The organism is Burkholderia lata (genome assembly GCF_902499025.1).
Taxonomy (GTDB): domain Bacteria; phylum Pseudomonadota; class Gammaproteobacteria; order Burkholderiales; family Burkholderiaceae; genus Burkholderia; species Burkholderia lata_C.
Genome location: NZ_CABVPW010000048.1, coordinates 21,946 through 34,269 on the forward strand (window position 1 = coordinate 21,946; position 12,324 = coordinate 34,269).

Consider the following 12,324-nt stretch of genomic DNA (forward strand, 5'->3'; position numbering starts at 1 on the left):
AGCAAAGACATAAAAAAAGCCGGGGATTCCCCGGCTCTTTTGTTCGCACACTGGCGTCAGATTGCGAAGCTCTCGCGATCCTTTCCCGCGATCCAGCGAGGCGGCTTTCCACGCCCCGACCACGTCGCGCCGGAATCCGGGTCGCGGTATTTTGCCTCCACGGGCTTGTGCTTGCGGGTACGACGGCGATCCCCGAGCTCGTCGGCGGAGATGCTGTACATCTCCATCAGCTCGCGGATCTTCGCAACGGCATCGGCCCTTTCGCTTTCGCGCACCCTCGCAATTTCTGCTTCGAGTTCTTCACGTTGCTTCAGAAGTTGCTTATACGATGTTGTACTCATAGCGGTTTCGTCCTTGTTACTTGGCCTGCGAACGCTCGGCGGCGATTTCGGTAAGGCGGTTGAGAATCAGCACATTCGTTGCGTTCAGTTGAGCCAGTTGCTCAACGATCGCGCTATCTGCGCTGTGCGTCCAGGCGGCATCCGCTCCGCATTTGAGCAGCCGCCCGTCAGCGTCGATCGTCACGGTTCCGGGTGTGCACGCAGTTGCAGTAGCCTTGACCGCCTGAGCTGGAACCGGCTCGGCAACTGCCGCAGACGCCATTGCAAGCGATGCAAAAAGGATGGCGATTTTCTTCATCTAGATTCTCTCCTTGGAGTGATCGGGGTTATTTGAATGACAGCCGGCCGTGATCAGTGCTTCGCCGCTCTTTCGGATGTCACATTGACCATCAGCGGGCCGTTCGGCCCACTCGCACATACCTGACGCGTCCCGTCCGGATAGTTCAGTATGTCGCCCAACGCGATGGGCACGTTCGCATAGACGCAGCCGGTCTTACCGAGTGCAGTGAGCTGCGCGCCGGTGGTAGTCATGCCTGATCGTTCGGTAACGGAGTACGTGGCCGAAGACGCGATGGCCGGGATGACGAACAGCATGGCGACAGCAAGTTTCTTCATCATTGAATGCTCTGGTTGAAAAACTATCGAACTGATGCGGAATAATTAATTCTTTGCGCGGGTAAACGTCCCTTCGGCCGCCGCAATCGTATCGGCCGACGTCACTCGCATCTTGTCGGCCACGGTTTGCATCGACACCCAGCTAGTGCCGTTCCGTTGCTCAGCCCATGCAACTTCGAGGCTGTTGCCATCTACCGTGTAATGCCCGCGATAGGCGTACTCCTGGCGCTTGTTGTCGGTAAATCGCAGCTCTGCACCGCTACCATCGAGAATCAAGACGTAGCGGCCGTTCGAATTCGATGCCGTGTACTTGCCGAACAGGCGGGAGATTTCCCGCGGCACGGTCCCGCTGGCCGGGCCGTGCTGCTCTTCAGCCTGCATCGCACGAAGTGTCGGTTCGCCCCATTTGATATAGCCGAAGAAGAGCCCCAGCCCGAGCAAACCGACCATCAGGAGACGAATAAGCAGCGTCATTCGCCAGATGCCCCCGGAGCGGCCGCCGGCAGCGACGAAGCCTTACTACGCGCTTTGATCTCTGCCTTGGCGCGACGGAAGAGGGGGCGAAGAGTGAAATACCCGGCTACGATCGTGAGCGATCCCACACCAGTGCTCACCAGCGATACGTAGCCGGGCATGATCGCGGCGAAGCCGATTCCAAAGCCAAAAACCATTCCTCCGATCAGGTAAAGGAACGAACCGATGGGGAGAAACCTGAGAGACATTTGAACTCCTTATGAAAGTGGAATATCGTCTGCGTCCGCCGGCTTATGCGTCGGACTCTTCTTCGTCGGGAATGTCGCCAGTCACCATGACCTGACCGCAGGGAACGTGAACGAACTCGCCTTCCATGCCTTTCTTGCCCCACACTCGCTTCAGACACAGCGGACAGTGGTAGCGGCACTGACCGGACGCCGGTTCGGCCTTCTCAACAACCTTGATATCGAGCTTCTTCACCTCGTCTTCCGTCAGCCCGATCCGCGTCTCTTCGGGCAGTTGGTGCAGGACTCGAGAAAGCTCTTGAACCGTCACGGGAAAGCGATCGAGCCACGACAGCGCGAACGATTCGGTAAGCAGCTTCTCGCAGGCTCTCTCGAACAGTCCGCCCTCGATCACGTAGGCGTCGATCTTCTCGCCCGTCATGCGCCCGCCCGGCTTACCGGTGTGGCTTGGCATAAGGCCGATGCTCTGCAACTTCTCTGCGTAGTTCTTGTTTGCGTAGCGACGGCGACCAGGCTGGCCAAAGTGCTTTTGCCAAGCGAACGTCATCTGCAACACCAACGTCTTCATGCTCTCCGTCAGCGTCTGAACGGCGAAGTATTGGGGATTCAGTGCAATCTCATCGATTTTCTGCGCCCCCTTTCGATTGACCCATCCCTCTGCGGTGAAATAGCCGGCAGTCATTTTCTGCCGCTGCAAGGTGAGCAGTGTCGGCGGAATATCCCCACCGAACAGGTTTTCGTTGAAGTGATCGAATGCCGCCTGCAATTCGGCGGACATTTCGGCGGTAGGTTTGATAGTTGGTGTCGACATGACGTTACCAAAGATCGATTAACAGCATTCTAAACGTCATCTTTTAGATAACCAAATGTTTATTTTTAGTGGGCGTGCGAAGAAGGGCATAGGACTTTATCGGCAGCACATGCACCGTCATTGAGGGTAGCGAGCTGGATGACCGCAATGAGGGCATCGCGAATCGCGGGCATAGCGCCGCGCGTGGGCCCTGACCACGGCTACCCATTGCCCGGTGGCAATCAGCCCGTCCTAGAGGCTGTAGTTGAGCCAGAGAGGGCGACGACGAGGGGCGCGCCCCCCTCTCTGTAGACTTTTGGGCGTTGGTGTTTCGTGTGAGGTGTTCGCAGGGGCTTCAGAAGGACGGCGTAGCCGGCCTAGCCGGGTTGAGCGGGCGCAGCGGCTGCGTAGCGGACGCTGCGGGCGCGATTTATCCCGGTCTTAGCTCCTGGCGCGGCGTAGCCGCGGCGGGAGCTTAGACCCCAAGCGAGGGAGAGCTGACGAGGGTTGGGGTCGTCAAGGCGCGAAGCGCCGTGTTGGCCCCTTTGGGGCGTGGATTTGGTTTGGTCTTCGGTCTTGCATCTGGCGCGGCTTGCCGCGACGGATGCTTAGACCGCCCGGAGATGGGAGACCGGGCTTGCCCGGTCGGGTGGGATCGAGAAGAGGCGGGAGCCTCTTCGGCGCGTTACAACGTTAAAAAAAGAAGCGTTAAAAACCGCGCGCGTGTTACGTTTCGCGGAAGCCTTGTGTGGCGCGCCTGAGCGGCCGAAATTCATCCGCGAAACCCGAAGCCGAGCATCCGCGAAACCCGACAAATGGCATCCGCGAAACCCGACAGAGGCATCCGCGAAACCCGGTTTTCGCGCGGCCTCTGTGGATAAGTGCCGAAAACATCCGCGAAACCCGGTTACTCGCTCGGTGAACGAAAGAGGCGCACTTTGTTGCCTGTTGATGCCTAAATCGCTGAAATCCCCGCCCGTATTGGCCTCTGGCGACGTCGATACCGCTGGAAAACATCCGCGAAACCCGGAAAAAACATCCGCGAAACCCGAATCCGTGATTCGTGCTTTCATCCGCGAAACCCGGAACGAAGAAAGGCCAGTAGGCGCGCCTGCAGTGGATCGGCAGCGATGACGTACGGAGAAAAGATGCACTGACGCGAGCCGGCCGCGCACCGGCGGCCAGCTCGTCCAAACGGTGAGGGCGAGCGAAAACATCCGCGAAACCCGGAACGGCGCGGATGCTGGTAGAACTGTCAGGAGGGGGTGGGGGTCAGGCGGTCAGCGTTTCCTTGGTCTCAAGGGCTCTGAACCAGTCGTAGCACCCTTGGGTACGGATGTGCTTGGAAAGCGCAGCGGCATCGCGTGTGTAGAAGACCACCATATCCGGCCGCCGGCTTTGATCTAGGGCCATACGGTACTCGGGCAGCGTGTCGGCCTTGATGATCGCACGCAGCTCCGATCGAAACTTGGGGCGATCACGCCGGAATCCGATCTTCTCGGCCAGCAGGTCGATTCCGACCTCCCACATCGCCTTATCTGTCCCACAGTGCTTTCGGGCGACCTCGTACAGCTTGCGCTCGATCGCCTTGCCGAGCTGGAAATACTTGCGATCGAGCGTGAGCACTTCCAGCTCCAGCAAGCCGTTATAGATCCAGTCGGAAAGGGTGACAGTGAACGACAGCACGCGCTCGACGTTCTCGCCCTTCTTTTTGTTGAAGCTGCGCTTACCGGAGATGACCGAGTAGTTGGTGATCAGCGAAAAACCGTCTGCCTGGCGCTCGCCACCGGTCGGGATGTTGGTTTCGATCGTCGTGCCGCGAAGCCGGCGCAGCATGCCGAGAATATTCTCGTAGCCGCCTCTGCTGTCGTCCCGATCGGTGGCCTTGATAAAATCGTAGGTTTGGATCTGCACAGTCGGAGAGACGGGCAATTTCCGGTTCATCCGCTCGACAAGCTGCGATGCGACGTACAGGATCAGATCCTTGTCGAAGACCGTTGCCGCGCCCTCGCCGGACGGGATAATCCGGACGGAGCGGTTCCCACGCTGATACACCCGCGTCTCCGTGTCCTTGTTCTTCGAGAGGGAGTAAAGGGGGATCTCCATCGACGCCAAATCGTCCTTCGGCGCGACGTCCACCATGTCGGCAAGAACCAGCTCAAGTTGCTGGGGCTGGCCGACATTGCGTTTCCGCCGCGGCGTCGACGTGTCGCCCTCGTCCGAACTGCGGACGACCGGGCTTGGCCGGGCCTCGCTGAGCAATGTAGCCTGCATGGTATTCTTCAATTCTCTGCTCCTTAACAGGAGATTGGGCCGTGTCGACTCTTGGCACGGCCTCTTTTTTGATGTTTCAGACCGCTTCCGCGATGACCCCGTGCTTGTGCAGATACCGATACACAGTGCCTCGCGTCACCCCAAATTCCTGACAGACCTTCGAGACCTTTTCACCGGCCCCGTACATGGAAAGCAGCCGTTTCTGATCTGCTTCGCTCAGTCGCTCTTTGGCCCCGCCGTTCCGGCCGCGTGGTCGGGGTAGAGACGTCGCCGGCGGAATCGAGCCGCTGAAGTTGCGTTCGAGCTTGTCGATCGCAGCAACGATGCCCGACAGCAATTTCACGTCGGCCTTCGAGAGATCCGGCGCGTCGGCCAGGCGCATTGCTCCGCTTCGAAGCTGCTCGATCGCGCTCAGTCGATCACGGTCGGCCCGTGCCGCCTCTGTTGCGTTTGAGGTCATAGTTCTAGCGCCCCATCGAGCGGTGATGCTTCGCCGCATGTTGCATCCCGGTCGGAATGGCCGTCTTGGCCCAATCGGGCAGTTGTCGGGTCATGTGCTTGACGCGGCCGTTCTCCATCGATAGCAGTAGCTGCCGCCTGAGCCCACTGTTGTCGAGCACGTACGCTCGATCTGCCAGCGTCAGGGCTTCGGATAGATGGGAGAGGCTTCGGTCAAAGCGGCGAAAAATGTCATCAAGCGGAACAGGGTGGCCGCCACTTCTGACCCGTTGCGCGACACGACCGGCCGAGAGCTGCGCGTCATCCAGTCCGACGAAAAACAGGTTGACCTTGTAGCCCTGCGCAGCGGCCCGGCGCATCAGCTCCAGCTCACCTTTACCGGTCAGCGTGGTTTCGACCGCGAAGCTCTTGCCTTCGGACAGTAGCGCCTGACGCTGCGCGATCGCGAGCCGACCGGCTGCAACCATCGTCGCGGGCGAGCCTTGATGCCCCGGATTGATCTGATTGGCAATGTCGTCAGGATTGACGACAGGGATGCGGCCGGCGAAATGCTGGCCGGTCAGCGTGGTTTTGCCTGCGCCGTTTGGCCCAGCGACAACCCATAGCTGTGGTCGGTGAGGTTGTTCCACGCTCACGACAGGGCCAGCTCCGAGACGACGTGCTCACCCTTACTGTCCCACGTCACCAGTTGCCGGCGGCCATCGGGAAATCGCTTCTCGATCGTGCCCTTCGGCGTGTTCTCGGTTTTGCAATACACCGGGTTTCCAGCATCGAGATGACGGCGGGCAACGGCCCCATCGTCGCGTGCGATATCGCTGGAAAACAGCGTCCAGAAATCGCGCTCTTGCTGCGGCGTCATAGTCTCGATGTTCTCGATCCGAATCATGCTGTACCTCTGCAAATGAGCTTCTTCAGTGAACCACGCGCGCCGCGTTTGCGAGCCAGTGCATAAGCACCACGCAGAACGGCACACCGTAAACCATCCCGACAAAAAGGCGAAAGGCATTCATCTATTTCTCCTATGCCCCGCCGTCGATCGGGCAGGGCGATCAGCGAGTCATCCAGTGGTACAGGATGTACATCGCAGGTATCCCAAACATCACAAACAATCCCCAACGGAACATGGCGCGTCCAGCAATGTGAGCCCCGCCGAATCACGGCGTATCTTTGATTACTATACACATTACTGAACACACCTACAAGCAACGTCCGCGTGTTGCTTACTGGCTCGCGACGTCGCGGAAGGGGTTCACACTGCTGATGAAGGTATGACCGAACAACCATTGCGTACCGCATCGGATCACGACCGTACCAGCCTGCTTCTGATAGACCTCAAGCGGCTCGTCCGGACACCTATCGCGTCTTAGGGTGCCAAGCGCCTGGTAGTCGATCGCACCAACGTCGACGCCCAGGATTCGCGGATAGTAGCTCCCGTTGATGAGATACAAACGCTCAAGCACGTTGAACACGCAGGCGAGAGAAACGCCGCAGATGATCGCGGTTTTCACTACGCGCAAGACACGCCGCGCGACGGCCGGCTCGTTACGATCCATCGGACTTCCCCTGCCAGCTCGCGCGATTTGCTTTCTCGATTTCTTCAGCGGCCACATCAGCATCGCGTTTCGCAATCGCCCTTGGAAGAGCGTAGGCCATAAGAGCGCGAATCGAGTCGGCCGCCTGCCCGGCACTCACTCGCTCAGGCATCGCGTAGACCTCGACCCGCGGCAACTCAATACCGTCTTTCGTGGTCAGTCTCGTTACTTTGAGGTTGAGTTTGCCGTCGACGCTTTCTCGCAAAAGCGCTTCGACGTCGATCTTTTCCACCACGAAGTCACCCTTCATTCCATCCAGAGAAACTACGCATGTGTACTTGTACTCATAGTCGTCATTCAGCCCATACACGGGCCCCGCAACCTTCGAGCGATCCGGCGTACAACGCATGCTCTTCAGATCCTTCGTCACCTGAACTCCCGTTTTCACAAGAGCCAGTTCGACAGCATGGTTGTAGGCCAGTGCTCGATCCGGCACGGCGTAGGTTCCATAACCATGAAACGCGATCAGGCCACATCCCGAGAGAATCGCCCCCAGGATGCACACCGAACGGGCAAGCGGCCGCGACCACACGAGCAGCCCGCCGAACGCGAGCACGACGCCCAGAACCCACAAAGCAATCTTCAGATTTCCGTAGTCCACATATTCCCCGATGGTGGTTTATTAAAGGAGATGAGTTACGCCATTGATGATGTAACTCAGGATCAGTACCGCGATGAGAACAGCCGCCACGCCAACTACTTTCATACCGTTCGTCTCCAGAAGAACACATAGACAAAGGATAGACGACTCGAATTACATTCGTCAATCACTTTGTCTATCGCTATCAAGAGATTTTATTCTGGCGAATACTGCCAGCGTAGCTGCGCGGGCTTATCGCGCGAGGAAGAGAAAGAAAAAGCCGATGAGAGTTCCGATAAGGATGGCCGAACCAATGGATGACTTCGGCTCGGTGAGCTTTCTCCTAAGCTCGCGCCGGCGTGCCCGTGCTGCTTCGATCTTCGCGATCCGTGCGTCTTCCTCCCGAGCCGCCTTCTCTTCATCCAAAAATTGCTTGAAGCCGACCAGGACGATACGAGAGACTGCCTGAGAAATGAGCAACGCCAACGCGCCGAGCGAGATCCACGCGACGACGCCCAAGAGGTAATAGTAGAGCTGGCTCACCCAATCGATCACAATCAATCCCCGGAGCGATGGTGCAATCGGCCAATCGGGGGCACCCCGTTCAATCATCGCTCTCACTTGGTCTACGATCGGCGCGCCTACCTCGCCCCTGCAAAAGCGCACGGCATGCCACATCAATGTGAGACCGGATACGGCCCCTGCAACGTGAATGGCAGCAGCTCCTACGCGTCGGATCTTGTTCATCAATTCTCCTTTGAGGCACTTCATAAGAACATATCGCGCCGGCATTTGACGGGCTTTCCGTCCTTCCAAACCGGGTCGCGGATTACAAAGGTCTTGATCGTGATTTCATACGCCTGTCCGGTTCCATCACATTCGACAAGCCGGCCATCACGCGTAACGTGCATCTTGCCGTCTGCGACGCGTTGCGTAACCGGCACTGGATCGGCTTGTGGCATGACCATCGAAGCGGAAGGCATCGAGGCTGCGCGGGCGAGCGCAGCGCCGTCGATCACGGACACCGAACCGCCGTAAGCGTACGTGCCCACGGCAGCTAGGATGAGCGCGCCAAGCGCTTTCGTGGACAAGATTAAGACTCGATTTAACATAATGGTATCTAGCAAATTTTTTGAATTGATCGCCGGGTTGCATGCATTTTCTGGTCGATCAAGACTCGCGGCCAGATCGAGCACAACAGAAGTCAGCATGCGGGCCGCGCAACACATCAGCACACGGGTATCCCGCTACCGCAGCTAAAAGACGCCGCATGCATGATGCGAAGGATAGGCTCGGCGTCAATCCATTGGCTGTGCGGGCCGGGACAAGCCATTAGTTTGCCGTTAATGTCAGTAGCAAATGAGAACTGACCTACTGGCGCTGAACAGTCCTCATGGGGCTGCACGATCTGCAAACCCGATGCAAGCCACTGGGGCTGTTCGCGCGGGTTGAGCTGATCGGCAGCTACGGTTGCCTGCTTTGCCTCTTGCTCGTGTGCCGTGCCATTGACGAGCGCGTCTGCGTGTACCGAACCGGACACCAGGGCGAGCGTGGCGATAGCCACAAGGGACAATCTCATCATGTGTAATTTCATTTTCTGACCGATTCTAAGACGCGCAACAGCACGCCACAACACGCAGCTTCATTGCAGAGTAGCCCCATTGTTGTGGCTGATATGAACTACTCCGGCATCGTCAAGATTGACGAAGACCCCCGGCACCGTTTCATTCAATCGCTGAAACGATTTCTCCAAATTCCGGGTGAATACCTCGTCGTAGCGGCTCCTGAAGTCCTCGTAGGCGGCTCCCCCTAACATCCCGTTGTACCCGCCAGCCTCGTCGACGAATGGCAAGACCAGTTCTCCCCAAATTGGCAGTTCGGGGCCACCGAGTTTCGCGAGGAAGTCACGATGAGTCGATAGCGCCATACTCGCGCGGCTGCCTGACAGAAACTGGATGCAGCTTACCCACGAATGGCCGGAACCGATTGCGGTCCGAAGCGTGTAGTTCAGTTGCTTTAGCTGCTCAGGATTTGGCGCATCTACCTTCTCGGATGCGAGCTGTTTGAGCACCATCAGTCCTGCGATTAGACACATGACCTCTCTACGGTCGTCTGCCTTTTGCGAGGCAAGCACGGCAGACAGTTGGCCCAGCATGCGACCCAAGAATTGGTAGAAATTCTCATCGAATAGCACTTCGTTCTCCTAGTGCATCGGTGCGCTGTATGAAGGCCATACCAACCAGTAAAGAACGCCAGCCACCACGAAGCAGAGCGTTAGCGCGGCCTGAGCCAAAAGCTTCTGCTCGCGCGCGCTCAATCCCCGCTTCTTCGCAGCATCCTGCGCTGCGAATGCGAAATAGCTTCCGAGGACCAAACCGATAAACAGAACGATGACAAACCCGTGGATATATTTAAGTATTGGCGTGAAATCCAGCATCGTCATTCCTTCAGCAGCTCCGGCCTCCACTCCCGCACGACGGCTTCAAACTGCGCGCTGTAGCCAAGCGTGTCCGGGTAGCTGTTCGCGCGCGATGCGAGGCGAAACACCACGCACACATCCTCCATGATGGCGTCATCGAGACCCCATGCAGTGGTCAGGTCGTAACTACCGCACTGGCCGGCATTCCACCACGCCAGTAGGAAGTCAGCAACGCGTCGGCTCTGCCCCGTGTCGCCGGCGGCGATCTTCAGCAGATTTTCGAGAGCCAGCTTCTCGGCCGGAAGCATTTGTTCAGGACGCATATGTTTCCCCTCAATAGACGTTTAACGGCAACCGGCCGAAGCGGGACGCTCGCGCGCCAGTGTTCCTTTGCCAACAGATGCGCGGCCTTCGCCAGTCCCTCACCATACTTCTCGACCATGAGCGCCGCAAAAGCAGGCGTCTCGGCCCCGCGAGCAACGTCGCTCCTGCGGCCGGCCGCGTAGTTCTGGATTTCATCAATCAGGGAAGCGGTAGCCATATCGCTCACTCCTTCTGCCCCAGATTCCCGGTGCCTTGAAGCCGCATGTAGTCGTATGCAGTTTTCCCGCTGCCCGTGCTGCCGATGATCATCGTATGTCCCAGCCCGGCCGATAAAGCCACTGCGGCAAGGGTGATTGTCACGTCGCCACCGCATTCACTGCATACCGCCACATCACTGTCTCCGTCGCGCGACGCGTTAGCGAAGAACACCGTGCCCGCGTGCCCACAAGACGAACAGGAATACTTGTACGGAACGTTAAATGTGCCTCTGCTTGCCATTGTTTCCTCTCGTATCAATTTGTGGCCACCAACACTGCACCGGCTATCGCGTTGAACACCACCAGACCCGCCACATAAATCGCCCACGACCGCCACCCGTCTGTAACCCGAACGCCGAACAAGCTCGTCACATAGGCCCACAACATCGACACTGTGAATATGACGGCCACCGCCGTCGCGCGTCCAGAGGTCGGCCGATTCAGCTCGACTCCGAAAATTTTTGTCGCCATATCCGAACCACTCTCCATCATGAAGTCAGACCCACGGCCACCTGACGCTGGGAGTCGGCGACTCACTCCTTGCCGTCATGTACCGCCGCACACACAGCGCCAGCACACCAACCGCGATGACAGCAAAGCCGATGTGAAGCAATGGCTGGTTGTCGCGAACAAGAGCACACATGTTTTCCGCAACGGGCGTCCCAAGGTTGCAGGAGTCGGCCCCCAACCAATCGAAGACTTGAAAGGAAAATACGAATAGCCACTTGAATCCGTACCAAACAACTGCGAGGAAAGCTACAACATATGCTGCGTACCTGATAGGCGCGACCGCATGGAGCAATGCACGTATCCGGGTCATATCTACCTCCTGTCAGTATTCCCACGCAAAGAACGGCGGATACGGCGAATCAGCGAAAGAACCACCGCCGCCCATGTACCCACAAGGATCGCATACGCCACTTGGTCAAGCAGCCCGAGGCCGACGAGCCAAGCCGCCCACGCATGCAGCGCGGTGAATACGGGTGCGAACATAGTGGTCGACTCCAAAGTCACAGCTCGTATTTGCCCATGAGTTCCACCTTGCGCAGTACCTTGCGGTGGTAATCCTCGCGAGCCTCTACTGTCGGCACAATGTCTCGCTTCGCAGCGAGTGTGGCTTCGTATGTTGCGAGCCATGCTGTCAGCTCCACCAACTCGCGCAGTTCCGCTTTAGCCTGTGTCCACATATCTACCTCACCTATTTCCTAAAAAAGAGTGCCGTTGTGATAAGAAAAATTATCTCGTTACTCTGGTCAGAGAAGCGCAATCCGGGCCATCTGAACCATTGAGCTTAACGCCCCGTCGCCGGTAGCTGAGAGATCCGCCCCGTTCGCGGTGGAGGCGACAAACGCGCGCAGCTCGGCCAGCGGCATAGACAATGCACGCTCGAGAATCGCGTGAGCCAAGTCTCCAGTAGCCGCAGACCAAGGCGCATCGTCGGCAGAATAGCGGGCAGCGATTTGATCTCGAACATTAGCCATTTGCCACTCCCGCTGACTCGTCATCGACCGGCGGCCGCTTCGTCATGATTGCGCGATACCCCTCCCCCCGCTCCACTCTATCGATAAATGCCTGCTCAGCGAGCCTGTCATCTAGCGCGTAGAGCTTGTCGAAGAGGTACGGGCGTGCCGATTGCGTCGCCTCATTGACTTCGATTGCAATCAAAGCCTTTGCGAATTCGGGAACCTTTGCGTCCTGCGCAATCCACAGAAGACAGTCATCGAACACAGCGACATTCGCGTCCGGCAACGACGAAGACGAGAAGCACCATACGATTGTCGCGAGCATGCAGAACACGCCGAAAACAATCAGATACGGATGATGGTTGCGGACTGCGAAAAGCACTACCGCGGCCATAACTGCGAACGCGATAGTTGCCTTTCCGCGCACCCGCTCCCTTCTGTCCTCGTTACGTCTCCACGCTTTTATGGAATCTCTAATTTGCATGTATCTC

The 12,324-nt window shown here is 57.9% G+C and carries 22 protein-coding genes; all 22 read right to left on the minus strand.

The features are described 5' to 3' along the window. Positions 1 to 56: 56 nt before the first annotated feature. On the minus strand, positions 57 to 341 hold the full coding sequence (locus BDI24065_RS34735) for an H-NS histone family protein (protein ID WP_039341459.1): 285 nt from the start codon (positions 339 to 341) through the stop codon (positions 57 to 59). A gap of 16 nt (positions 342 to 357) precedes the next feature. Further along, positions 358 to 639 (minus strand): hypothetical protein, encoded by a 282-nt coding sequence (locus BDI24065_RS34740; protein ID WP_039341462.1) that lies wholly within the window; start codon positions 637 to 639, stop codon positions 358 to 360. A 53-nt stretch (positions 640 to 692) separates the two neighbouring features. After that, positions 693 to 959, minus strand: coding sequence for a hypothetical protein (locus BDI24065_RS34745; RefSeq protein WP_039341464.1), 267 nt, complete (start codon positions 957 to 959; stop codon positions 693 to 695). Positions 960 to 1,001: 42 nt separating this feature from the next. After that, positions 1,002 to 1,430 carry a hypothetical protein gene (locus BDI24065_RS34750; protein WP_039341467.1) on the minus strand — a complete coding sequence of 143 codons (429 nt, stop codon included), beginning with the start codon at positions 1,428 to 1,430 and terminating at the stop codon, positions 1,002 to 1,004. Then, positions 1,427 to 1,678, minus strand: coding sequence for a hypothetical protein (locus BDI24065_RS34755; protein ID WP_039341469.1), 252 nt, complete (start codon positions 1,676 to 1,678; stop codon positions 1,427 to 1,429). Before BDI24065_RS34755 ends, BDI24065_RS34750 begins: the two co-directional genes overlap by 4 nt. A 43-nt stretch (positions 1,679 to 1,721) precedes the next feature. Next, positions 1,722 to 2,486 (minus strand): hypothetical protein, encoded by a 765-nt coding sequence (locus tag BDI24065_RS34760; protein ID WP_069301969.1) that lies wholly within the window; start codon positions 2,484 to 2,486, stop codon positions 1,722 to 1,724. Positions 2,487 to 3,737: 1,251 nt separating this feature from the next. Next, positions 3,738 to 4,751, minus strand: coding sequence for a replication initiator protein A (locus tag BDI24065_RS34765; RefSeq protein WP_223274457.1), 1,014 nt, complete (start codon positions 4,749 to 4,751; stop codon positions 3,738 to 3,740). Between the two features lie 64 nt (positions 4,752 to 4,815). Then, positions 4,816 to 5,199, minus strand: coding sequence for a helix-turn-helix domain-containing protein (locus BDI24065_RS34770; RefSeq protein WP_157644983.1), 384 nt, complete (start codon positions 5,197 to 5,199; stop codon positions 4,816 to 4,818). A gap of 4 nt (positions 5,200 to 5,203) precedes the next feature. After that, positions 5,204 to 5,833, minus strand: a complete 630-nt coding sequence (locus tag BDI24065_RS34775) for an AAA family ATPase (protein ID WP_039341476.1) — start codon at positions 5,831 to 5,833, stop codon at positions 5,204 to 5,206. After that, positions 5,830 to 6,084 carry a hypothetical protein gene (locus BDI24065_RS34780; protein WP_083264185.1) on the minus strand — a complete coding sequence of 85 codons (255 nt, stop codon included), beginning with the start codon at positions 6,082 to 6,084 and terminating at the stop codon, positions 5,830 to 5,832. Before BDI24065_RS34780 ends, BDI24065_RS34775 begins: the two co-directional genes overlap by 4 nt. Before the next feature lie 334 nt (positions 6,085 to 6,418). Continuing rightward, positions 6,419 to 6,751 carry a hypothetical protein gene (locus BDI24065_RS34785; protein ID WP_069301968.1) on the minus strand — a complete coding sequence of 111 codons (333 nt, stop codon included), beginning with the start codon at positions 6,749 to 6,751 and terminating at the stop codon, positions 6,419 to 6,421. Then, positions 6,741 to 7,391, minus strand: coding sequence for a hypothetical protein (locus BDI24065_RS34790; protein WP_175034984.1), 651 nt, complete (start codon positions 7,389 to 7,391; stop codon positions 6,741 to 6,743). Before BDI24065_RS34790 ends, BDI24065_RS34785 begins: the two co-directional genes overlap by 11 nt. A gap of 231 nt (positions 7,392 to 7,622) precedes the next feature. After that, a complete protein-coding gene (locus tag BDI24065_RS34795; RefSeq protein ID WP_039341481.1) occupies positions 7,623 to 8,117 on the minus strand; it encodes a hypothetical protein in 495 nt (164 codons plus the stop codon). Between the two features lie 20 nt (positions 8,118 to 8,137). Further along, positions 8,138 to 8,581, minus strand: a complete 444-nt coding sequence (locus tag BDI24065_RS34800; protein ID WP_175034985.1) for a hypothetical protein — start codon at positions 8,579 to 8,581, stop codon at positions 8,138 to 8,140. Positions 8,582 to 8,598: 17 nt separating this feature from the next. After that, positions 8,599 to 8,952, minus strand: a complete 354-nt coding sequence (locus BDI24065_RS34805) for a hypothetical protein (RefSeq protein WP_254609921.1) — start codon at positions 8,950 to 8,952, stop codon at positions 8,599 to 8,601. Positions 8,953 to 9,012: 60 nt separating this feature from the next. Beyond that, entirely contained in the window at positions 9,013 to 9,564 is a 552-nt protein-coding gene (locus tag BDI24065_RS34810; RefSeq protein ID WP_175034987.1) for a hypothetical protein, read from the minus strand. Positions 9,565 to 9,573: 9 nt separating this feature from the next. Then, complete coding sequence (locus tag BDI24065_RS34815) at positions 9,574 to 9,813, minus strand: hypothetical protein (RefSeq protein WP_175034988.1); 240 nt, start codon at positions 9,811 to 9,813, stop codon at positions 9,574 to 9,576. After that, positions 9,810 to 10,112, minus strand: a complete 303-nt coding sequence (locus tag BDI24065_RS34820; protein ID WP_175034989.1) for a DUF7673 family protein — start codon at positions 10,110 to 10,112, stop codon at positions 9,810 to 9,812. The genes BDI24065_RS34815 and BDI24065_RS34820 overlap by 4 nt, the downstream gene beginning before the upstream one ends. Beyond that, the gene (locus BDI24065_RS34825) at positions 10,058 to 10,330 is read right to left on the minus strand and encodes a hypothetical protein (RefSeq protein WP_175034990.1); all 273 of its coding nucleotides are present in this window, start codon (positions 10,328 to 10,330) and stop codon (positions 10,058 to 10,060) included. The genes BDI24065_RS34820 and BDI24065_RS34825 overlap by 55 nt, the downstream gene beginning before the upstream one ends. A gap of 5 nt (positions 10,331 to 10,335) precedes the next feature. After that, positions 10,336 to 10,611 (minus strand): hypothetical protein, encoded by a 276-nt coding sequence (locus BDI24065_RS34830; protein WP_175034965.1) that lies wholly within the window; start codon positions 10,609 to 10,611, stop codon positions 10,336 to 10,338. 769 nt (positions 10,612 to 11,380) lie between these two features. Continuing rightward, positions 11,381 to 11,557 carry a hypothetical protein gene (locus BDI24065_RS34835; RefSeq protein ID WP_175034991.1) on the minus strand — a complete coding sequence of 59 codons (177 nt, stop codon included), beginning with the start codon at positions 11,555 to 11,557 and terminating at the stop codon, positions 11,381 to 11,383. 286 nt (positions 11,558 to 11,843) lie between these two features. After that, positions 11,844 to 12,317 carry a hypothetical protein gene (locus BDI24065_RS34840; protein ID WP_175034992.1) on the minus strand — a complete coding sequence of 158 codons (474 nt, stop codon included), beginning with the start codon at positions 12,315 to 12,317 and terminating at the stop codon, positions 11,844 to 11,846. Positions 12,318 to 12,324 lie beyond the last annotated feature (7 nt).